This window comes from Streptomyces sp. NPDC034099, assembly GCF_055575415.1.
Window position 1 is genome coordinate 48,984 of sequence record NZ_JBVISR010000012.1, and the last position, 21,181, is coordinate 70,164.

At 72.5% G+C, this 21,181-nt stretch carries 12 protein-coding genes and 1 tRNA gene; 5 read left to right on the forward strand and 8 right to left on the reverse strand.

Annotated features, from left to right (window positions below; genetic code table 11):
• Positions 1 to 30: 30 nt before the first annotated feature.
• The 3 genes from ACZ56V_RS29990 to ACZ56V_RS30000 all read right to left on the reverse strand — a co-directional run bounded on the left by ACZ56V_RS29990 (position 31) and on the right by ACZ56V_RS30000 (position 5,847).
• Positions 31 to 2,826 carry a glycoside hydrolase family 3 C-terminal domain-containing protein gene (locus ACZ56V_RS29990; protein WP_468946592.1) on the reverse strand — a complete coding sequence of 932 codons (2,796 nt, stop codon included), beginning with the start codon at positions 2,824 to 2,826 and terminating at the stop codon, positions 31 to 33.
• A 36-nt stretch (positions 2,827 to 2,862) separates the two neighbouring features.
• On the reverse strand, positions 2,863 to 4,632 hold the full coding sequence (locus tag ACZ56V_RS29995) for a discoidin domain-containing protein (RefSeq protein ID WP_468946595.1): 1,770 nt from the start codon (positions 4,630 to 4,632) through the stop codon (positions 2,863 to 2,865).
• Between the two features lie 132 nt (positions 4,633 to 4,764).
• On the reverse strand, positions 4,765 to 5,847 hold the full coding sequence (locus ACZ56V_RS30000; RefSeq protein WP_398916047.1) for a DUF1996 domain-containing protein: 1,083 nt from the start codon (positions 5,845 to 5,847) through the stop codon (positions 4,765 to 4,767).
• Positions 5,848 to 6,112: 265 nt separating this feature from the next.
• Here ACZ56V_RS30000 and ACZ56V_RS30005 point away from each other — a divergent pair, with 265 nt between their 5' ends.
• The gene (locus tag ACZ56V_RS30005; RefSeq protein ID WP_467382852.1) at positions 6,113 to 7,933 is read left to right on the forward strand and encodes a coagulation factor 5/8 type domain-containing protein; all 1,821 of its coding nucleotides are present in this window, start codon (positions 6,113 to 6,115) and stop codon (positions 7,931 to 7,933) included.
• 69 nt (positions 7,934 to 8,002) lie between these two features.
• On the opposite strand, the gene fusA is transcribed toward ACZ56V_RS30005, so the two are convergent.
• Both fusA and ACZ56V_RS30015 read right to left on the reverse strand, forming a co-directional pair.
• Positions 8,003 to 10,063 (reverse strand): elongation factor G, encoded by a 2,061-nt coding sequence (gene fusA / locus ACZ56V_RS30010; protein WP_468946600.1) that lies wholly within the window; start codon positions 10,061 to 10,063, stop codon positions 8,003 to 8,005.
• A 367-nt stretch (positions 10,064 to 10,430) separates the two neighbouring features.
• A tRNA-Leu gene (locus ACZ56V_RS30015) sits at positions 10,431 to 10,515 on the reverse strand.
• A 141-nt stretch (positions 10,516 to 10,656) separates the two neighbouring features.
• Between ACZ56V_RS30015 and ACZ56V_RS30020 the strand changes: the two genes are divergently transcribed.
• On the forward strand, positions 10,657 to 11,988 hold the full coding sequence (locus ACZ56V_RS30020; RefSeq protein WP_398916042.1) for a DUF2254 domain-containing protein: 1,332 nt from the start codon (positions 10,657 to 10,659) through the stop codon (positions 11,986 to 11,988).
• A gap of 264 nt (positions 11,989 to 12,252) precedes the next feature.
• Here the strand turns inward: ACZ56V_RS30020 and ACZ56V_RS30025 are convergent, their stop codons facing one another.
• The 3 genes from ACZ56V_RS30025 to sucC are packed head-to-tail and all read right to left on the reverse strand — an operon-like array spanning position 12,253 to position 15,871.
• Positions 12,253 to 13,815 carry an aldehyde dehydrogenase family protein gene (locus ACZ56V_RS30025; RefSeq protein WP_468946602.1) on the reverse strand — a complete coding sequence of 521 codons (1,563 nt, stop codon included), beginning with the start codon at positions 13,813 to 13,815 and terminating at the stop codon, positions 12,253 to 12,255.
• A complete protein-coding gene (gene sucD, locus ACZ56V_RS30030) occupies positions 13,812 to 14,714 on the reverse strand; it encodes a succinate--CoA ligase subunit alpha (RefSeq protein WP_468946604.1) in 903 nt (300 codons plus the stop codon). The genes ACZ56V_RS30025 and sucD overlap by 4 nt, the downstream gene beginning before the upstream one ends.
• A 14-nt stretch (positions 14,715 to 14,728) precedes the next feature.
• Positions 14,729 to 15,871: an ADP-forming succinate--CoA ligase subunit beta gene (gene sucC / locus ACZ56V_RS30035; RefSeq protein WP_468946607.1), complete on the reverse strand. Its 1,143-nt coding sequence runs from the start codon at positions 15,869 to 15,871 to the stop codon at positions 14,729 to 14,731.
• Between the two features lie 143 nt (positions 15,872 to 16,014).
• On the opposite strand from sucC, the gene ACZ56V_RS30040 reads away from it, so the two are divergent.
• Genes ACZ56V_RS30040 through ACZ56V_RS30050 form a run of 3 tightly spaced genes read left to right on the forward strand, consistent with a single transcriptional unit; the run spans position 16,015 to position 21,134 of the window.
• The gene (locus ACZ56V_RS30040; protein WP_398916034.1) at positions 16,015 to 17,697 is read left to right on the forward strand and encodes a thiamine pyrophosphate-binding protein; all 1,683 of its coding nucleotides are present in this window, start codon (positions 16,015 to 16,017) and stop codon (positions 17,695 to 17,697) included.
• A gap of 10 nt (positions 17,698 to 17,707) precedes the next feature.
• Positions 17,708 to 18,985, forward strand: a complete 1,278-nt coding sequence (gene frc, locus ACZ56V_RS30045; RefSeq protein WP_468946610.1) for a formyl-CoA transferase — start codon at positions 17,708 to 17,710, stop codon at positions 18,983 to 18,985.
• Positions 18,986 to 18,989: 4 nt separating this feature from the next.
• Entirely contained in the window at positions 18,990 to 21,134 is a 2,145-nt protein-coding gene (locus ACZ56V_RS30050) for an acetate--CoA ligase family protein (protein ID WP_398916030.1), read from the forward strand.
• Positions 21,135 to 21,181: the final 47 nt, after the last annotated feature.

The window sequence follows — 21,181 nt, forward strand, 5'->3', positions numbered from 1 at the left end:
GCGCGTGGTAGAGCGCTCTCCACCGCTGCCTCACGCCGGAGGCGGGTGCACCACCTCCAGGTCCGCGACCAGCGGCAGGTCGCCCGCCGACCTCCCGGCCAGCACCCGGCAGGGCCCCGGCTCCGTGCGCCAGGCGTGGTCCGCCACCGACCAGTGGCTCAGCGACCGTGCCGGGACCCGTATTGTCGCCGTCGCCGTCTCCCCCGGGCGCGCCCGCACCGCCGCGTACCCGGCGAGCCACCGCGCGGGCCGGTCGAGCGCCGACGCGGGCCGGGCCAGGTACACCTGTACGACCTCCCGGCCCTCCCGGGCACCGGTGTTGCGCACCCGCACGCGCACGGTGAGGTCGTCGCCCGCGCGGGTCACCGGCGGGGCGGTCAGGGCCTCGTACGTCCACGTGGTGTAGCCGAGCCCGTGACCGAACCAGTACGCGGGCGTGCGGTGGTGGCGCAGCCAGCCCCGGTGGCCGAGGTGCAATCCCTCGTCGTAGTCGAGGCGGCCACCGTCGGGGCGGGTGCGGGTGACCGGGGCGTCGGCGAGGGCGGCCGGCCAGGTGGTGGGCAGCCGTCCGCCCGGCTCGGCCCGGCCGAAGAGCACGTCGGCGAGGCCGGCGCCGCCCTCCTGGCCGGGGAACCAGGCCAGCAGCACCGCGCCCGTCTCCTCCCGCCAGGGCAGCTCCACCGGTCCGCCGCTGTTGACGACGGCGACGGTGCGCGGGTTGGCGGCCGCGACGGCGCGGACCAGCGCGTCCTGGGTGGCGCCGAGCGCCAGGCTCGTACGGTCGTAGCCCTCCGACTCCCCGTGCTCGGTGGTGCCGACGACCACGATCGCGGCGTCCGCCGCACTCGCCGTGCGGGCGGCCTCGGACAGCGATGCGGCCACGTCCGGGGCGGGCGGCGCCGCGACGACGACGGTGGCCCGTCCGGTGCCGGGGGCCAGCTCGCGGCGGGCCACCAGCAGGGCGTCCCGGCCGACGGAGAGGTCGGCGGCGGCGTACTGGGCGGGCGGGTTGACGTGCACCACCGCCGGGTCGTCGGTCAGGGGCGGGAAGTCGCCCGCCAGGAGGGTGCGTCCGTCCAGGGCCAGGCTCATCCGTCCGAAGCCGGCCACGCCGAGGGTCCAGGAGCCTCCGGTACGGGGGCCGATCCGGGCGCGGATCTCGGCGGTGTGCGCGCCCGGCACCAGGCGGGGCTCCAGCAGGCGCCCGCCGCGACGCCGTTCGGCGTACAGCTCGCGGCCGGCCGCGTCCAGCATCCGCAGCAGCACGCCGGGCCGTCCGGAGCGCGGGTCGGTGCAGGTGTCCTGGTCCAGCGGGGGCGCGGGGCCGTCCGGCCGGGGCCCCGGGACGTGGACGACGCGGGCCCGGCCGCGCAGGGCGGCCCGGACGCCATCCAGGACGGACACCTCGCCCCGCGGGAAGACACCCGCGCTCCCGCCGCCCTGGGTACGGGTCCGCACGGCGTGCGTGCCGATCACGGCGATCGTCCCGAGGCGCTCGGAGTCGAACGGCAGCACGCCTCTGTTGGCCAGCAGGACGGTACCCGCGGCGACGGCCCGGCGGACCAGAGCCCGGGCGTCGCGGGTCCGTGACGGTTCCGGGGCGGTCGGTTCCGGGGCGGACGGCTCGGGGGCGGACGGCTCGGGGGCGGACGGTTCAGGGGCGGACGGTTCGGGGGCGGACGGTTCCGCGCCATGCGCCGGGTCCCGGCTCGGGGAACCCCACGGGCTATGCGCCGCGCCCGCGTCCTCGCCCTCGCCCGCAGAAACCTCCACACCGGGCGAGAGAGCCGACGGCGACCAGCCCCCCGCAGTGGGCGGCAAGCCCCAGCCCGGCAAACGCTCCACACCGGGTGACGAAGCCTGCCCCGATGCCTCCTCCGCGCCGGGCAGCAGAGGCGGGTCCTGAGGCTGGCCCTGTGCGCCGGACGCCCTGCCCGGGGTGCCCGGTCGGGGCGCGGCGCGCTCGTCCAGCGCGCCCAGCCATGCCGCGAGCCGCAGCAGGCGCCGCGCCTTGTCGTCGACGGCCGCCTCGGGCACCTCCCCGTCTGCCACCGCCCGTGCCAGCGCCTCGCCCCAGGGTCCGTCGGGCCCCGGCATGGCGAGGTCGAGACCGGCGCGGGCGGTGTCGACGGTGCCGCGCACCGCGCCCCAGTCGGAGACGACGACGCCGTCGAAGCCCCACTCGCTCTTCAGCGGATCGGTGAGCAGGGCGTTCGCGGTCATGGTGGTGCCGTTGACCGCGTTGTACCCCGCCATGACGAGCCGGACCCCCGCGGCCACCGCCGCCTCGAACGGGGCGAGGTAGACCTCCCGCAGCGCCCGCTCGCCCACCCGCACGTCGACGGTGAGGCGGTCGGTCTCGGAGTCGTTGGCCACGTAGTGCTTGGCGGTGGCGGCCACGCCGTGGGCCTGGACACCGCGGACGAGCGCGGCGCCGATGCGGCCGGTCAGCTCGGGGTCCTCGGAGAGGCACTCGAAGTGCCGGCCGCCCAGCGGGCTGCGGTGCAGGTTGAGAGTGGGGGCGAGGAGGACGTCCACGCCCTTGCGCCGGGCCTCGGCGGCGAGCAGGCCGCCGAGGCGTTCGACCAGTTCCTCGTCCCAGGTGGCGGCGAGCGCCGAGGCCGACGGCAGCAGGACGGAGGTGTTCCGCTCGTCCCAGACCTCGCCCCGTACCCCCGCCGGACCGTCCGACATCACCAACTCCCGCAGCCCCACGGCCGGTTCCGCCCGGGTGCGCCAGGTCGTGGCGCCGCCGAGCAGCAGTGCGCGGGCGCGTGGTGTCAGCTTGTCGAGCAGCCGGTCGATCTCTTCGTCACTCGTCCCCACCCGGGTCTCCCCCCTTCTCCGGCATGTCCCCCGGCGTCAGCTGTAGACGCCGAACTCGTACAGCGAGTAGCCGTAACCCGTGCCGCGCGAGGTGCCGTTGACGCGGACGTAGCGGCCGGTGCCGGACGCGTCGAGGGTGTCGACGCCGCCGTTGCCGTCGGTCACCGTGGACACGGTCCGCCAGTTCTGTCCGTCGTCGGAGGTCTGGACGGTGTAGGCCTTGGCGTAGGAGGCCTCCCAGTACAGCTGGACGTGCCGGAAGGCGGTGCGCGCGCCGAGGTCCACCTGGATCCACTGCGGGTCGCTCCAGTCACTGGCCCACCGGGTGTCCGCCTTTCCGTCCACGGCGTTGGCGGCGGTGCAGGGGCAGTCGCCGTAGCTGGGCTGGAAGGAGGAGGCGGTGGCCGGTTTGCCGAGGGCGACGTTGGTGCCGTCCACGGCGGGCGGCACGACCCGTGCCGAGAGGGTCTCGACGCCGACGTTCCCCTTGCCGTCGGTGGCCTTGGCGTACAGCTTCCACACGCCGGGCCGGTCGGGGGCGGTGACCTTGAGGCGTCCGCCGCCCAGGTCGGTGACGGGGAGCGGGGTCAACTGCTTGCTCTGGTCGATGTAGTTGCTGTTGGCGAGCACCTCGTACGCGATCGGGTCGCCGTCCGGGTCGGTGGCGCGCACGGTGAGGACCAGGTCCTTGCCGGCTTGCACCTTGCCCGCGTCGCCCTCGACGCCGAAGCCGGAGACGACGGGCGGCGTGTTGTCGTGCGAGGTGTCACCGCCGTAGGCCCGCTTCACGGCGTAGTACGACAGCCGCTTCTGTCCCGCGGGCAGCAGGTTGAACCAGATGCCGCCGAAGTCGTACTCGGTGCCGTAGTGGAACAGGGTCGCGCCCAGGGCGACGCCGCGGTGCCCGGTGACGCAGTTCCACGCGTCGGTGTACCCCTGTGCCTTGGCCTGGTCGGTGGGCTCCTTCGGTACGCCGTTGGCGTCGTCCGGCACCTCCCACTCACCGGCCGGTCCGGACTCGGTGACGATGTACGGCTTGGTGTAGCCGCCCTGTTCCCACGCGGAGCGCACGTCGCACACGGCGTCGTAGGAGTTGACGGCGTACAGGTCCAGGTCGGGGGCGTTCTTCTTGTAGTAGGGCCAGGCGCCGACCCAGGCGTCGGTGGAGGTGACCGGGTGGTTCGGGTCGACGGCGTGGATCTTCTTGGCGACGTCGTTGACGAAGGTGGTGTAGGCGTCGCGCTGGCGCTCCAGTTCGTCGCCGCCGTAGCAGTTCTGCAGGCCGAGCACCGACTCGTTGCCGACGTTCCACATCAGGACGCCCGGGTGGTCCTTGTACTCCTGGACCCAGCGCGGGAACTCGGCCAGCATCTGGTCCTTGTACGCGGTGTCGGTCAGGTAATTGACGCAGCCACCGCTGCCCGGGCCGCCGCCGGGCTGGAGCCAGAAGCCGGCGATGACCTTGACGCCGTGGGCGGCGGCGGAGTCGAGGAGCGGGCGGCTGCTCGCGTCGGTGCCCCAGGTGCGGATGGTGTTGACGCCCATGGATGCCAGGTCGGGCAGGTACCGGTCGGCGTCGGCGGGGGACGGCCCCCAGGTGAGGCCCTTGACCGTGTAGGGGCTGCCGTCCACGGTCAGTTGCCAGTTGCCCTGGCCGCCGGTGACCTTCACGACGCTGCCGGCGGCGTGCGCCTGCGCCGCGGGCAGGGCGGTGAGTGCGCCGAGCGTGAGCAGGCCGGCGGTCAGGGGGGCGGTGAGTCTGCGCGCGGGGGTGAGTCTGCGGGTGGGGGTGTGGGGTCGGCTCATCGGGGTGTGTCTCCGGTCTGCGGGGTCGGGGGGTGGGAGTCCTCTTTTTTCGGGGGGCGGACTCTCCTCTTTTCGGGGGCCCGGCCGTGGCGGGGCATGGACGGCCGGGCCGGTCTGCCGGGGAGGGCCGGGTCAGGGCAGCTCGTAGTCCTCGTTGAGCGCCGCTCCGGCCTCCGGATGTGTCTGGTCGTAGCCGCGCGCGTCGCACTGCAGCCCGCCGACGATGCAGTGGCCGACCATGGCGCCGAGGGTCGGCTCGTCCCAGGCGTTGAAGAAGTCGTAGTGGAACGAGTAGCTCGCGCCACTGGCCAGTCGCACCCGGGAGAGGTCGCCGTTGACCGGGAAGGCCATCTTGAACTCGATCATCGGCAGGGCGACCGGGTGGTCGGCCGGGCAGATGTTGTTGTTGGTCCCCGGGTTGACCACCGGATACGCCATGTGGCTCTTGTGGTCCGGCGTGTCCAGGTTCTTCCCGTCCCAGCAACTGGGCGCCTGGAAGCGGATGTTGACCTGGACGTCCTGCCGCTCGGGGCAGTCGGCCGGGAAGTCGACGTTGAAGAAGCTGTCGCCGCACTCCCAGCCCTCGACGAAGCCCGGGTGGTCGCGGAACTCCTGGGCGCTCTGCATCGGGCTGGCGACGACGTAGCGCAGCCCCTTCGGGAAGGGCCGCACGCTGGTGTAGTCGGTGACGCCGGCCTTGTAGTAGATGGTCTGGGGACCGACCGGGAGCACCGGGCGGTCGCCGTCGTACATGGTGGGCATCCAGTAGCCCGAGCGGTCGCCGGGCGCCAGACAGGTGGTGGACCCGGCGTCGAGCGAGGCGGTGGTGCTGTACGCGTTGGTCGTCGTGTTGCCCATGAAGGTGTGGTCGTGCGACTTCCCGGGCTGCTGCGCGTAGACGATCGGGTCGTCGGGCGCCGTGTGGCTGACCGCGCAGTTGGCCTGGAACTCGTGGAAGTAGCGGTGCGGCGGCTCCTTCGTGGACGGGGTGACGCCGGTGACCGGCGGGTTGGCGGGGATGTAGCCGTCGCCGTCCGGGTCCTCGGGCGAGGAGGCGGTCGAGGCCGCCATGGTGTGCCCGGTGTGCGCGGCCGACACCGGGGCGGAGGCGGCGGGGGCGTCCGCGTTGGCGGCGACCGTGCCGATGCCGATCGAGGTCAGCAGTAACGCGCTCGCGACGAGGGTGCCGGACAGAACTTTCGATCTCCGTGGCATGGAGACCTCCTGAGAAGGTCGGGGAAATTCTCGGAGAGCGCTCTCCCAAGTCGGAGTGTTGAGGGCACGCGGGAGGGTGTCAAGGGATTCGGCAGAAGGGACGGCGGGTGGACCAACACGCCTCGTTCCCCCACTTGTTGAACGCGGCACACAAGAAACCGTCGCGACTCTTGACGTCCCGCGGCGAGCGGATGAAGCATGCACACCCAGAGAGCGCTCCCCCACCCCCACTTCGTTCACTTTCCGAACAAGGAGAGCCGCCCGCATGCCCTCTTCCCCCACACCCTCCTCCGCGCCCGAGCCCTCCGGGGTACGCCGCCGCAGCATCCTCGGAGCGGCCGCGGCGGCGCCCGTACTGGCTTCCCTCGCCGGTGCGGGAGCCGCAGCCGCCTCCCCCGTCACCGCCTCCGCCGTCGACTCCCCCGGCGGCCCGCGTGCGCTGCCCGGCGGTGGCGACCTCGGGCCGAACGTCATCGTCTTCGACCCGTCCACGGCGAACATCCAGGGCAGACTGGACGAGATCTTCAAGCAGCAGGAGTCCGCCCAGTTCGGCACCGGCCGCTACGCCCTGCTGTTCAAGCCCGGCACCTACAACGGGCTCAACGCCCAGCTCGGCTTCTACACCTCCGTCGCGGGCCTCGGCCTCTCCCCCGACGACACCACCATCAACGGCGACGTCACGGTCGACGCCGGCTGGTTCGACGGCAACGCCACGCAGAACTTCTGGCGTTCGGCGGAGAACCTCGCCCTGGTCCCGGTCAGCGGCACCAACCGCTGGGCGGTCTCGCAGGCGGCGCCCTTCCGGCGCATGCACGTGCGCGGCGGTCTCAACCTCGCCCCCGACGGCTACGGCTGGGCCAGCGGCGGCTATATCGCCGACAGCCGGATCGACGGCACGGTCGGCCCGTACTCCCAGCAGCAGTGGTACACCCGGGACAGCTCGGTCGGCGGCTGGCTCAACGCCGTGTGGAACATGGTGTTCTCCGGCGTGGAGGGCGCGCCCGCGCAGAGCTTCCCCGAACCGCCCTACACGACGCTGGAGACGACGCCCGTCTCCCGGGAGAAGCCGTTCCTGTACCTGGACGGCGACGAGTACCGCGTCTTCCTGCCGGAGAAGCGCACCGACGCCCGCGGCGTCTCCTGGGGCAACGGCACCCCGCGCGGCACCTCGCTCCCGCTGTCCCAGTTCTACGTCGCCAAGCCCGGCGACCCGGCGGCCACCCTCAACCAGGCACTGGAGGAGGGCCTGCACCTGCTGCTGACGCCGGGGATCTACCACCTCGACCGGACCGTGGAGGTGAAGCGCGCGGGCACGGTCGTCCTGGGCCTCGGCTACGCCACGCTCATCCCCGAGGGCGGCGTCACCGCCCTGAAGGTCGCCGACGTGGACGGCGTCCGACTGGCGGGCTTCCTCGTGGACGCCGGCCCCGTCAACTCCCCGACGCTGCTGGAGATCGGGCCCGAGGGCGCGTCGGCGGACCACTCGGCCAACCCGACCACCGTGCAGGACGTGTTCGTCCGGATCGGCGGAGCGGGCCCCGGCAAGGCGACCACCAGCCTGGTCGTCAACAGCCGGCACACCATCGTCGACCACACCTGGGTGTGGCGCGCCGACCACGGCGACGGCGTCGGCTGGGAGACCAACCGCGCCGACTACGGCGTGGTCGTCAACGGCGACGACGTGCTGATGACCGGCCTGTTCGTGGAGCACTTCAACAAGTACGACGTGCAGTGGAACGGCGAGCGCGGCCGCACCGTCTTCTTCCAGAACGAGAAGGCCTACGACGCCCCCGACCAGGCCGCCATCCAGAACGGTTCGGTCAAGGGGTACGCCGCCTACAAGGTCGGGGACGACGTCACCGAGCACGAAGGCTGGGGCCTGGGCAGCTACTGCTACTACAACGTGAACCCGTCCATCGTGCAGCACCACGGTTTCGCCGCCCCGAACCGTTCCGGGGTGCGCTTCCACGGGCTGCTCGTCGTGTCGCTCGGCGGCAACGGACAGTACGAGTGCGTCATCAACGACACGGGTTCGCCCACGTCGGGGACGGACACCGTGCCGTCGAAGGTGGTGCAGTACCCCTGACGGCCGTGGGTGCCCCCGCCCGGGTGGGACGGGGGCACCACGCACGCGTGGCGCATGACCGGGGCATGCCTACCGCGCGGCTGTCGGGGCCGTCGTCGGCGCCGGCGCGTAGCCGGTGGGCCGGGCGGTGAAGGTGCCGCGGCCCTGGGTGCGGCTGCGCAGCCGGGTCGCGTAACCGAACAGCTCGGCCAGCGGGACCGTGGCCGTGACCACCGCCGCGCCGCCCCGCGCGTCGGAGCCGGTGACCCGGCCGCGACGCGCGGCGAGGTCGCCGAGCACGCCGCCGAGCCCGTCCTCGGGCACGGTGACCGTGACCTCCACGACCGGTTCCAGCAGGACCATCTCCGAGGCGCGCAGGGCGTCGCGGAGACCGAACCGGCCGGCGGTGCGGAAGGCCGTGTCCGAGGAGTCCTTCACGTGGGTCTGCCCGTCGGTGAGCGTGACCCTCAGGCCGGTCACCGGGTGCCCGCCGAGCGGACCCTCGGCGAGGGCGTCCCGGCAGCCCGCCTCGACGGCCCGGACGTACTCCTGCGGTACGCGTCCGCCGACGACCGTCGAACGGAACACGAAGCCGTCGCCGCCCCCGGTGTCCGGCTCCCAGGGCTCCACGTCGAGCACCACGTGCGCGAACTGGCCTGCGCCGCCGTCCTGTTTGACGTGCCGGTGGACGAAGCCGGTGACGCCTTCGCCGACCGTCTCCCGGTACGCCACACCGGGGCGGCCGACCGTGACCTCCAGCCCGTGCTCGCGCCGGACGCGCTCCACGGCGACCTCCAGGTGCAGTTCACCCATGCCCGACAGCACGGTCTGTCCCGTCTCCGGGTCGGTCCGCACGGCCAGCGAGGGGTCCTCCTCGGTCAGCCGGGCGAGCGCCGAGGCCAGCCGGTCGGTGTCGGTAAAACGCCGGGCCTCCACCGCCACGTGCACGACCGGTTCGGCCACGCCCGGGGGCTCCAGGAGCAAGGGGGCGCCCGGCGCGCACAGGGTCGAGCCGGCGCGGGCCGACTTCAGCCCGACCACGGCGACGATGTCCCCGGCGACCGCCCGTTCCAGGGGGTCGTGCCGGTCGGCCCGTACCCGCAGGATGCGGCCGACGCGCTCGGTGCGTCGCGCGCCCGCGTCCCACACGGTGTCTCCCTTCTCGATCGTGCCCGAGTACACCCTCAGGTACGTCAGCCGTCCCGTCGGGGTGGCGTTCACCTTGAACGCCAGTGCCGCCATCGGCGCCGCCGGGTCGGCGGGCCGCTCCTGCTCCGTGCCGTCGTGGGTGCCGCGCACCGCGGGCACGTCCAGCGGTGCGGGCAGGTACGCCACCACGGCGTCCAGCAGCGGTTCGACGCCGCGGTTGCGGTAGGCCGAGCCGCACAGCACGACCACGCCGTCGCCGGTGCGCGTCAGGTCGCGCAGGGCGCCGGTGAGGGTGGCCGCGGTGAGCGTCTCCCGGTCGCAGAACTCCTCCAGCGCGCCCGGATGGCGTTCGGCGACCACTTCCTCCAGCAGCCGCCGCCTGCGTGCCGCCTCCTCGCGCAGGGCGTCGGGCACCGGTCCCTCCTCGGCCGTGTCCACGCCGTCGGCCCACACCAGGGCGCGCATGCGCGGCAGGTCGACGACGCCGGTGAAGCCGTCCTCCGTGCCGATGGGCAGCTGCACGACCAGGGGTACGGGGTGCAGCCGCTCGCGGATGGCGGCGACGGCGGTGTCGAGGTCGGCGCCCGCCCGGTCCATCTTGTTGACGAACGCGATCCTGGGCACGCCGTGCCGGTCGGCCTGCCGCCACACGGACTCGCTCTGCGGTTCCACCCCCGCGACCGCGTCGAACACGGCGACGGCGCCGTCCAGCACCCGCAGGGAGCGTTCGACCTCGTCGGCGAAGTCGACGTGCCCCGGGGTGTCGATGAGGTTGATCCGGTGGCCCGCCCAGGTGCAGCTGACGGCCGCGGCGAAGATGGTGATGCCGCGATCGCGTTCCTGCGGGTCGAAGTCGGTGACGGTGGTGCCGTCGTGGACCTCGCCCCGCTTGTGGGTGGTGCCGGTGGTGTAGAGGATCCGCTCGGTGACGGTGGTCTTGCCCGCGTCGACGTGGGCGAGGATGCCCAGGTTGCGGACGGTGGTGAGCGGGTTGGTGCGCATGGCCCGAAGCCTTTCGGAGGACCGGAAAAGGGCAGCGCGATCCCCCGCGACGCACGCGCCGGACGCTCCCGGTGAGGGACGTCGGCTGTCAGAGGTGCGTGGCGGGCATCCGGTGTCGGCCGCGCAGCGGACACCGGACGGCCGAAGACACCAGGATCACCTCGTGCCGGGACGGGGGAACGACGGGTGCGGTGCGGATGCGCACGGCCCTGCTCCCCTCACTCGGTCTCGGTGTCACGGCGAGTGTAGGGAGGCCCGGACCGGCCGCGCACCGCATTTTCGGCGGCGTGGGATACGAGAAATGCCGGCCGGGACATCTCCCGGCCGGCATCTCGTCTGCCTGATCTTGCATCTTCTCTTGTTCTTGTGTCCGAGGGGGGACTTGAACCCCCACGCCCGATAAAGGGCACTAGCACCTCAAGCTAGCGCGTCTGCCATTCCGCCACCCGGACCAGGTGTCTGTCGCGGGGCGGGGGTGCTCCCCGCGGCGACATGGACAACCATACCAAGGTTTCGCGGTGCCTTTCACCTGCGTTTCCTTCCCCTGAGCGGCGTTCCGGGACCGGTGGCTCCGCTGCGCCTAGGGTCGCACCATGAGTGACTGGATGGTTGCGCAGGGTCCGCTCCCGCGTCGTCGGCCGCGGGCGTTGTCGCCGCTCAGGGAGCATCTGCGGGACACGTTCTGGTTCGCGCCCACGGCGGCCATGGTGGGGATCCTGGTGGTCTGGCTGGTGGCCCAGGAGCTCGACGCGGCGCTCGTCCGTTCGCTGCAGGACGACGGCGACTACGACACGCTCGCCGATCTGCTGCGGTTCGCGGACGACGCGAAGGCGGTGGTGTCGGCGGTCGGCTCGGCGATGATGACCTTCATCGGTGTGGTGTTCAGCATCTCGCTGGTCGCGGTGCAGATGGCGAGCGGGCAGTTCACCCCGCGGGTGGTGCGGCTCTTCGTCCGCAGCCGGATCACCAAGGCGACCTTCGCCGTCTTCCTCGCCACCTTCGTGCTGACGCTGCTCGTCCTGACCAGCTACGACAGCAAGGCCGACCCGCGTACCGCCACGTCCGTCCCGCTGGTGCAGTCGGTGCTCACCCTGGTCATGGTCGCGCTGAGCCTGCTGCTCTTCGTGCTGTACGTGAACGCCACCCTGCGGCTGATGCGGGTCAGCCACGTGATCGCCCGTATCGCCGCCGAGTCCTTCCGGGTGGCGGCGCTGATGCCCGTGCCGGCGGAGGGCGGCGGGGTGCCCGGGCTGGGGCCCGTGACGGCGTGGGTCGCCCACGACGGGCGGGGCGGTGTGCTGCGGGACGTGCACGTCGCCCGGTTGGTGCGGGTGGCCCGGGGGCACGGGGTGGTGCTGCGGCTGGTCCCGCGGATCGGTGACTTCCTGGTGCCGGGCACCCCGGTCCTGGCGGTGCACGGCGGGGCGGCTCCGCCGCGCCGGGCGCTGCGGTACGCCCTGTCCGTGGGGGTGGAGCGCACCTTCCACCAGGACCTGGCGTTCGGGCTGCGCCAGCTGTCCGACATCGGGCTGCGTGCCCTGTCCCCCGCGGTGAACGATCCGACGACCGCCGTTCAGGCGCTGGACCGGGTGGTGCAGATCCTGGCCACGCTGTCCCGGCGGCCGCTGGACGCCGTGCCGCACCGGGACCGGCGCGGCGTGGTCCGGCTGGTGCAGCCGGTGCCCGGCTGGGCCGAGCTGGTGGACCTGGGGTTCGCCGAAGTCCGTGCCTGCGCCACCGGGGCGCCGCAGGTCACGCGGCGCCTGATGGCCGGTCTCGACGACCTGCTGCGGCTCGCGCCGCCGGAGCGGCGCGCGCCGCTGCTGCGCCACCGCGAGCTGCTGCGGCAGGCCGTCGAGCGGACCGCGCCGACCCCGGCGGACCGGGCCTTCGCCCTGCGGCCGGACCGGCAGGGCATCGGCTGACCGGCCCGGCACGCCCAACGGGCCGGTTCGCCGTCCCGGCCCGTCTAGCGGGTGTCGTTTGGGTCAGGCCGGCTCCAGGCGACGGTGCCTTGTTGCCGACCCGAGTGGGGTCTGGTGCGTGCAACTGCATGGCGGAGGAGGGCGACAGGCGGAGCCCTGGCAACCGACGGCAACGCCGCTGGGGGCACCTCCCACGCCCTTCAGGCAGTGGGGGGAGTGCGTGCCAGGCCCCGCGACCCCGGCAAGATCCAAACGACAGCACACCTAGGGCATGAGGTGGTGGTCCGGGAAGTTCCCCGGCAGCCTCTCCCCCGCCGGGCCGCGCGTCACGGCGCGCACCAGCAGCTCGCCGCCCACGAAGGCGCCGCGCCAGGACCCCCCGTGCCCGCCGAACAGCTCGTCGCGGTCCCCGCGGGAGCGCGGTACGCCGTGGCCGACCTTGAACGCGCGGATCTGCGGCGCGAGCCTGTCGTACGTCGCCGGGTCGTCCGTGGACAGGGTGGCCACCAGCGCGCCGTTGGAGGCGTTCATCGCGGCGAGCAGCTCGGCCTCGGTGTCGACCAGGACGATGGTGTCGACCGGGCCGAAGGGTTCCGCGTGGTGCAGTGGCGAGGACCGGGGCGGGTTGAGCAGGGTGACCGGCTGGACGTAGGCCGAGGTGTCCTGGCCGGGCAGGAACCGGGCGTCGGCCGTGCTGCCCCGGTGCAGCGGGACGGCGCCGCGGTCGACGGCCTCGGCGACCTGGTCGTGGAGTTCCTTGGCCTTGGCCGCGTTGATCACCGGGCCGAAGTCGAGCGCCGGGTACGGGGCGTCCGGTGCGGCGACGGCGAGCGGGTGGCCGACGCGCAGGGTGCGCACGGCCGGGAGGTACGCCGCGAGGAACGTGTCGAACAGCTGTCGCTGGACGACGAACCGCGGGTAGGCGGTGCAGCGTTGCTTGCCGTAGTCGAAGAGCTTCGGGATCACCCGCGTGAGCGCGTCCCAGTCCGTGAAGTTCCAGATGCCCCAGGTGTTGAGTCCCTCCTGTTCGAGGATGTGCCGCTTGCCGAGGTCGGTGACGGCGGTGGCGACGGCGGCGCCCGCGTCCCGGCCGCCGACGAAGGAGACGCAGCCGATCTCGGGCGCGCGCACCAGTGCCTGGGACAGCTCGCCGCCGCTGCCGCTGACGAGGGTGACGGGAAGTCCCTCGCGGGCGGCGAGGGCGCAGGCCAGGGTCAGGCAGGCGACGCCGCCGTCGGTCGGGGTCTTGGCGATGACCGCGTTGCCCGCCAGTGCCTGCACCAGCAAGGCGTGAACGAGGACGCTCATCGGGTAGTTCCAGCTCGCGATGTTGGAGACCGGGCCGTCCAGCGGGGCGCGCCCGTCGAGCATGCGGTCGATGCCGTCGACGTACCAGCGCACGCCGTCGACGGCGCGGTCGACGTCGGCCCGGGCGGACCGCCAGGGTTTGCCGATCTCCCAGACCAGCAGCAGCGCGAGCAGTTCGCGGTGCTGGGCGAGGGCGTCGAGGGTGGCCGCGACGCGGGCGCGGCGTTCGGGCAGGGGGAGGTGGCGCCAGGCGCGGTGCTGGTCGAGCGAGGCGCGTACGGCGCGCTGGGCGGTGGCGGCGTCGATCCGGGGCGGTCCGGCGATCGGGGTGCCGTCGACCGGGCTGGTGGCCGGCAGGACCCGGCCGTCCGCGCGCCAGCCGGCGTCCCAGAGGTTGAGGACGCGGTCGTCGCGGAATGCCTCGGGCGCGACGGTGCGGCAGCGCCGCCAGGCGTCGGCCCAGGCGGTGCCGGACTTGAGGGTGAGGGCTTCGGTGCCCTGTGCGCCGGCCGCCGTCATGCGCGGGCTCCGTCGCGCGCCGCTCCGTCGAGTACGGCGAGCACGTGCCGTGCCGTCTCCGTCGGTGTGCTCCCGACCCGTACGCCGGCTGCCTCCAGTGCCTCCTTCTTCGCCCGCGCCGTGCCCGATGAGCCCGACACGATCGCGCCGGCGTGGCCCATGGTCCTGCCCTCGGGCGCGGTGAAGCCGGCGATGTAGCCGACGACGGGTTTGGTGACGTGCTCGCGGATGTGGGCGGCCGCGCGTTCTTCCGCGTCGCCGCCGATCTCGCCGATGAGGACGATCAGTTCGGTGTCGGGGTCGTCCTGGAAGGCGGTGAGGCAGTCGATGTGGCTGGTGCCGACGACCGGGTCGCCGCCGATGCCGACGCAGGTGGAGAAGCCGATGTCGCGCAGTTCGTGCATGAGTTGGTAGGTGAGCGTGCCCGACTTGGAGACCAGGCCGATGCGGCCGGGCTTGGTGATGTCGGGCGGGATGATGCCCGCGTTGGACTGGCCGGGGGTGATCAGGCCGGGGCAGTTGGGGCCGATGACGCGGGTGCCCCTGGCCCGGGCGTGGATGGTGAAGGCGACGGAGTCGTGCACGGGGATGCCCTCGGTGATGACGACCGCGAGGCCGATTCCGGCGTCGGCGGCTTCCACGACCGCGGCCTTGGCGAAGGCGGGCGGCACGAAGACGACGGTGACGTCGGCGCCCGTGTTCTCGACGCCCTCGCGGACCGAGCCGAAGACCGGGACGGCTCGTTCGTCGAAGTCGACGGTGCGGCCCGCCTTGCGCGGGTTGACGCCGCCGACGACGTCGGTGCCCGCGGCCAGCATGCGGCGGGTGTGCTTCATGCCCTCGGCGCCGGTCATGCCCTGGACGAGGACCTTGCTTTCCTTGGTGAGGTAGATCGCCATGTCGTCCTGTCTCCTTATCCGGCGGTGGGCGCCGCGGTGGCGAGTCGGGCGGCACGGCGGGCTGCGCCGTCCATGGTGGTGGCCTGTTCGACCAGGGGATGCGCGCGTGCGTCGAGCAGGGCCCGGCCGCGGGCGGCGTTGTTGCCGTCGAGGCGGACGACGAGCGGTTTGGTGAGCCGGACCTCGTCCAGGGCCCGGACGATGCCGTCGGCGACCGCGTCGCAGGCGGTGATGCCGCCGAAGACGTTGACGAGGACGGACTTCACGTCGGGGTCGGAGAGGATGACCGACAGCCCGTCGGCCATGACCCGGGCGGAGGCACCGCCGCCGATGTCGAGGAAGTTGGCGGGGCGGGCGCCGCAGCCGGCGACCACGTCGAGCGTCGACATGACCAGTCCGGCGCCGTTGCCGATGACGCCGACCTCGCCGTCGAGCTTGACGTAGTTGAGGCCCTTGGCACCGGCCCGGGCCTCCAGGGAGTCGGTGGCCGCCGGCCGCTCGTCGCCCCAGCGGGACTGCCGGAACCGGGCGTTGTCGTCGAGGGTGACCTTGCCGTCGAGGGCGACGATCCGGCCCTCGGCCGTTCTGACCAGCGGGTTGACCTCGACCAGGAGGGCGTCCTCGCGGACCAGTACCTTCCACAGCCGCACCAGGGTGTCGACGGTCTGCGGGGGCAGTCCCGCGGCGTCGGCGATGCGCACCGCGGTGGCCGTGTGCACGCCCGTGGCGGGGTCGACGGGGATGCGGGCCACGGCCTCGGGCCGCCGGGCGGCGACCTCCTCGATCTCCATGCCGCCTTCCGCGGAGGCGATGGCGAGGAAGCCCCCGGACGCCCGGTCGAGGACGTAGGAGACGTAGAACTCCCGCTCGACGGCGCAGGGTTCGGCGAGCATGACGGTGTCGACCCGGTGGCCCTTGATGTCCATGCCGAGGATGTGCCGTGCCGCCTCCTCGGCCTCGCCGGGGTCGGCGGCGAGCCGCACGCCGCCCGCCTTGCCGCGCCCGCCGGTCTTCACCTGCGCCTTGACGACCGCGCGTCCGCCGAGCGCGCGGGTGATCTCGCGGGCCCGTTCGGGCGAGTCGGTGACCTCGGCCCTCGGCACCACGATCCCGTGTTCCTCGAAGAGTTCCCTTGCCTGGTGTTCGTACAGGTCCATCTCGGCTCCTGACTGAAAGTGCCGCACGCCCCCTGGACACCACCCACCGGATGCGGGATAACAAGCTTCATACAGTATTCGTCGACTGTATGCAATGTACCGCGAGAGCGCCCCAACCCCTCGTGAAGGGACAGGACTTCGCCATGCCCGACGACACCCAGGACGTCATCTCCGGCGGCCACCTCGTTGCCAAGGCACTCAAGGCCGAGGGGGTCGACCGCATCTACACACTGTGCGGCGGCCACATCATCGACATCTACGACGGCTGCGTCGACGAGGGCATCGAGGTGGTCGACGTGCGCCACGAGCAGGTCGCCGCGCACGCCGCCGACGGCTACGCCCGCCTCACCGGCAGGCCCGGCTGCGCGGTGGTCACCGCGGGACCGGGCACGACCGACGCCGTCACCGGGGTCGCCAACGCCTTCCGCGCCGAGTCGCCCATGCTGCTGATCGGCGGCCAGGGCGCGCACACCCAGCACAAGATGGGGTCCCTCCAGGACCTGCCGCACGTCGACATGATGACGCCGATCACCAAGTTCGCGGCCACCGTGCCGGACACCGCGCGCGCCGCCGACATGGTGTCGATGGCGTTCCGCGAGTGCTACCACGGCGCGCCGGGGCCGTCCTTCCTGGAGATCCCGCGCGACGTGCTGGACGCCAAGGTGCCGACGGAGAGGGCGCGGGTGCCGCGGGCCGGGGCCTACCGCGCCTCCACCCGGTCGGCCGGGGATCCGGAGGCCGTCGAGAAGCTCGCCGACCTGCTGGTGCACGCCGAGAAGCCGGCCGTCCTGCTGGGCAGCCAGGTGTGGACGACCCGCGCGACCGAGGCCGCCGCCGAGCTGGTCCGCACGCTCAACGTTCCGGCGTACATGAACGGCGCCGGCCGCGGCACCCTGCCTCCGGGCGACCCTCACCACTTCCAGCTCTCCCGCCGCTACGCCTTCTCCAACGCCGACGTGATCGTGATCGTCGGCACGCCCTTCGACTTCCGGATGGGCTACGGCAAGCGGCTCTCCCCGGACGCGACCGTCGTGCAGATCGACCTCGACTACCGCACCGTCGGCAAGAACCGCGACATCGACCTCGGCATCGTCGGCGACGCGGGACTGGTGCTGAAGTCGGTGACCGAGGCCGCGTCCGGGCGGCTCAACGGCGGGGCGTCCAAGCGCAAGGAGTGGCTGGACGAGCTGCGCGCGGCCGAGCAGACGGCGCTGGACAAGCGGCTGCCGCAGCTCAGGTCGGACGCCTCCCCCATCCACCCCTACCGGCTGGTCAGCGAGATCAACGACTTCCTCACCGAGGACTCCGTCTACATCGGTGACGGCGGCGACATCGTCACCTTCTCCGGGCAGGTCGTGCAGCCCAAGTCACCCGGCCACTGGATGGACCCGGGACCGCTCGGCACGCTCGGCGTCGGGGTGCCCTTCGTGCTGGCCGCCAAGCAGGCGCGGCCCGACAAGGAGGTCGTCGCGCTCTTCGGCGACGGCGCCTTCTCGCTCACCGGCTGGGACTTCGAGACCCTGGTGCGCTACGACCTCCCCTTCGTCGGCATCGTCGGCAACAACTCCTCGATGAACCAGATCCGCTACGGCCAGGCCGTCAAGTACGGCAAGGAGCGCGAGCGGGTCGGCAACACGCTCGGCGACGTGCCCTACGACCAGTTCGCCCGGATGCTGGGCGGCCACGGCGAGGAGGTCCGCGACCCCGCCGACATCGGCCCCGCGCTGCGCCGGGCCCGCGAGTCCGGCAAGCCGTCCCTGATCAACGTCTGGGTGGATCCGGACGCGTACGCCCCCGGAACCATGAACCAGACGATGTACAAGTGAGGTGACCCCCATGACCGGCACGACCGGCACGACTGGCACGACTGGCACGACTGGCACGTCAGCGAAGGCCCTTGAGGGCATCCGCGTCCTGGACATGACGCATGTGCAGTCCGGGCCCTCGGCGACCCAGCTGCTCGCCTGGCTCGGCGCCGACGTCGTGAAGCTGGAGGCGCCGAGCGGCGACATCACGCGCGGGCAGCTGCGCGACCTGCCGGACGTCGACTCCCTCTACTTCACGATGCTCAACTGCAACAAGCGGAGCATCACCCTCAACACCAAGACCGAACGCGGCAAGGAGATCCTCACCGAGCTGATCCGGCGCTCGGACGTCATGGTCGAGAACTTCGGGCCGGGCGCGGTGGACCGGATGGGCTTCACCTGGGACCGCATCAAGGAGATCAATCCACGGATCGTCTACGCCTCCATCAAGGGGTTCGGCGAGGGCCCGTACACCGCGTTCAAGGCGTACGAGGTCGTCGCACAGGCCATGGGCGGATCGATGTCCACCACCGGCTTCGAGGACGGGCCGCCGCTGGCGACGGGGGCCCAGATCGGGGACTCGGGCACGGGCGTCCACGTCGTGGCGGGCATCCTCGCCGCCCTCTACCAGCGGGAGCACACCGGACGCGGTCAGCGGGTGAACGTGGCCATGCAGCACGCGGTGCTCAACCTCTGCCGGGTGAAGCTGCGCGACCAGCAGCGCCTGAGCCACGGTCCACTCGCCGAATATCCCAACGAGGACTTCGGCGACGAGGTTCCCAGGTCCGGGAACGCGTCCGGCGGCGGGCAGCCGGGGTGGGCGGTCAAGTGCGCGCCGGGCGGCCCCAACGACTACGTGTACGTCATCGTCCAGCCGGTCGGCTGGCGGCCGCTCAGTGAGCTGATCGGCCGGCCCGAGCTGGCCGACGATCCCGAGTGGGCGACCCCGAGGGCGCGGCTGCCGAAGCTGAACAAGATGTTCCAGCTGATCGAGGAGTGGTCGTCCACCCTGCCCAAGTGGGAGGTGCTGGAGCGGCTGAACGCCCACAACATCCCGTGCGGGCCGATCCTGTCCACCAAGGAGATCATCGAGGACGACTCCCTGGTCGCCAACGAGATGGTCGTCACCGTCCCGCACCCCGAGCGGGGCGAGTTCGTGACCGTGGGCAGTCCGCTCAAGCTCTCGGACTCTCCGGTGAAGGTGACCAGTTCGCCGCTGCTCGGCGAGCACAACGAAGAGGTCTACCTCGGCGAACTGGGCCTCGGCGACGAGGAACTGCGGCTGCTCAAGTCGAGCGGGGTGATCTGACGTGATGGCCGAGGACCGCCTGGCGCGGGTGCGCGGGCTCCTGGACGCCGTACGGGCCGAGGGGCGCACCGCGCTCACCGCTCCCGAGGGCAAGGTGCTCGCCGACGCCTACGGGATCGCCGTACCGGGTGAGGAGCTGGCGCGGGACGTCGACGAGGCGGTGGCGTGCGCGGCGCGGTTCGGCGGGCCGGTGGTGATGAAGATCGTCTCGCCGGACATCCTGCACAAGACCGACGCCGGTGGTGTGGTCGTCGGCGTGGAGGGCGCGGCGGACGTGCGGTCGGCCTTCTGCCGGATCGTCGACAACGCGCGCGCGTACGACGCCTCCGCGCGGATCGAGGGCGTGCAGATCCAGGAGCTGCTGCCGCAGGGGCAGGAGGTGATCGTCGGGGCGGTCACCGACCCGACGTTCGGGAAGGTGGTGGCGTTCGGGCTCGGCGGGGTGCTGGTCGAGGTGCTGAAGGACGTCACCTTCCGGCTCGCTCCCGTGGACGCCGACGAGGCGCTGTCCATGCTGGACTCGATCCGGGCGGCCGAGGTGCTGCGCGGGGTGCGCGGGCAGGCCGGGGTGGACCGGTGGGCGGTGGCGGAGCAGATCCGCCGGGTCTCCGAACTGGTCGCCGACTTCCCGGAGATCGCCGAGGTGGACCTCAACCCGGTGATCGCCACGCCCGGGGGTGCGGTCGCCGCCGACATCCGGGTGATCCTCGCGACCGACACGCCGAAGGAGCGGCGCCGGTACACGCGCGAGGAGATCCTCACCTCGATGCGGCGCCTGATGCAGCCCTCTTCGGTCGCGGTGATCGGCGCGTCGGGCGAGCCGGGGAAGATCGGCAACTCGGTGATGCGCAACCTCGTCGACGGCGGTTTCGCGGGCGAGATCCACCCGGTGAACCCCAAGGCCGATGACATCTTGGGCCGCAAGGCGTACAAGAGTGTCACCGACGTTCCCGGTGAGGTGGATGTGGCGGTCTTCGCGATCCCCGCGCGGTTCGTGGCGGCGGCCCTGGAGGAGGTGGGGCGCAAGCGGATCCCCAACGCCGTGCTCATCCCCTCCGGCTTCGCCGAGACCGGTGAGCAGGCGCTCCAGGACGAGATCGTGGCGGTCGCCGAACGGCACGGCGTCCGGCTGCTCGGCCCGAACATCTACGGCTACTACTCGACCTGGCAGGACCTGTGCGCCACGTTCTGCACGCCGTACGACGTCAAGGGCGGCGTCGCGCTGACCTCGCAGTCCGGCGGCATCGGGATGGCCATCCTGGGCTTCGCCCGGACCACGAAGACCGGCGTGTCGGCGATCGTGGGCCTCGGCAACAAGTCGGACCTGGACGAGGACGACCTGCTCACCTGGTTCGGCGAGGACCCGCACACCGAGTGCATCGCGATGCACCTGGAGGACCTCAAGGACGGCCGCGCCTTCGTCGAGGCCGCGCGGGCGACCGTGCCGAGGAAGCCGGTCGTGGTGCTCAAGGCGGGCCGTACGGCGGCGGGCGCCAGGGCGGCCGGATCGCACACCGGGGCGCTCGCCGGGGACGACGCCGTGTACGACGACGTGCTGAAGCAGGCCGGTGTCATCCGGGCGCCGGGGCTGAACGAGATGCTGGAGTACGCGCGCGCGTTGCCGGTGCTGCCCGCTCCCCGGGGCGACAACGTGGTCATCATCACCGGCGCCGGCGGCAGCGGTGTGCTGCTCTCCGACGCGGTGACGGACAACGGGCTGTCGCTCATGGAGATACCGCCCGACCTGGACACGGCGTTCCGCGCCTTCATCCCGCCCTTCGGAGCGGCGGGCAACCCGGTGGACATCACCGGGGGCGAGCCGCCGTCGACGTACGAGGCGACGATCCGGCTGGGCCTGGAGGACCCGCGCATCCACGCGCTGGTCCTCGGCTACTGGCACACCATCGTCACGCCGCCCATGGTGTTCGCCGAACTCACCGCGCGCGTGGTGGCCGAGTTCCGCGAACGCGGCATCGAGAAGCCGGTGGTGGCCTCCCTCGCGGGCGACGTGGAGGTGGAGGAGGCGTGCCAGTACCTCTTCGAGCGCGGGGTCGTGGCGTACCCGTACACGACCGAGAAGCCGGTGGCCGTCCTGGGCGCCAAGTACCGGTGGGCCCGTGCCGCGGGGGTGTTGGGGGGCGGTTCATGACGTGAGACGGCGAGGGCCGGCCGACGGGTGCGCGTCGGCCGGCCCGG

What these genes read in the sequence shown, in the direction of transcription:
- ACZ56V_RS29995 (WP_468946595.1), bottom strand. Translation starts at nt 4,632, where the DNA reads ATGAGCCGACCCCACACCCCCACCCGCAGACTCACCCCCGCGCGCAGA.
- ACZ56V_RS30000 (WP_398916047.1), bottom strand. Translation starts at nt 5,847, where the DNA reads ATGCCACGGAGATCGAAAGTTCTGTCCGGCACCCTCGTCGCGAGCGCG.
- ACZ56V_RS30005 (WP_467382852.1), top strand. Translation starts at nt 6,113, where the DNA reads ATGCCCTCTTCCCCCACACCCTCCTCCGCGCCCGAGCCCTCCGGGGTA.
- fusA (WP_468946600.1), bottom strand. Translation starts at nt 10,063, where the DNA reads ATGCGCACCAACCCGCTCACCACCGTCCGCAACCTGGGCATCCTCGCC.
- ACZ56V_RS30020 (WP_398916042.1), top strand. Translation starts at nt 10,657, where the DNA reads ATGAGTGACTGGATGGTTGCGCAGGGTCCGCTCCCGCGTCGTCGGCCG.
- ACZ56V_RS30025 (WP_468946602.1), bottom strand. Translation starts at nt 13,815, where the DNA reads ATGACGGCGGCCGGCGCACAGGGCACCGAAGCCCTCACCCTCAAGTCC.
- sucD (WP_468946604.1), bottom strand. Translation starts at nt 14,714, where the DNA reads ATGGCGATCTACCTCACCAAGGAAAGCAAGGTCCTCGTCCAGGGCATG.
- sucC (WP_468946607.1), bottom strand. Translation starts at nt 15,871, where the DNA reads ATGGACCTGTACGAACACCAGGCAAGGGAACTCTTCGAGGAACACGGG.
- ACZ56V_RS30040 (WP_398916034.1), top strand. Translation starts at nt 16,015, where the DNA reads ATGCCCGACGACACCCAGGACGTCATCTCCGGCGGCCACCTCGTTGCC.
- frc (WP_468946610.1), top strand. Translation starts at nt 17,708, where the DNA reads ATGACCGGCACGACCGGCACGACTGGCACGACTGGCACGACTGGCACG.
- ACZ56V_RS30050 (WP_398916030.1), top strand. Translation starts at nt 18,990, where the DNA reads ATGGCCGAGGACCGCCTGGCGCGGGTGCGCGGGCTCCTGGACGCCGTA.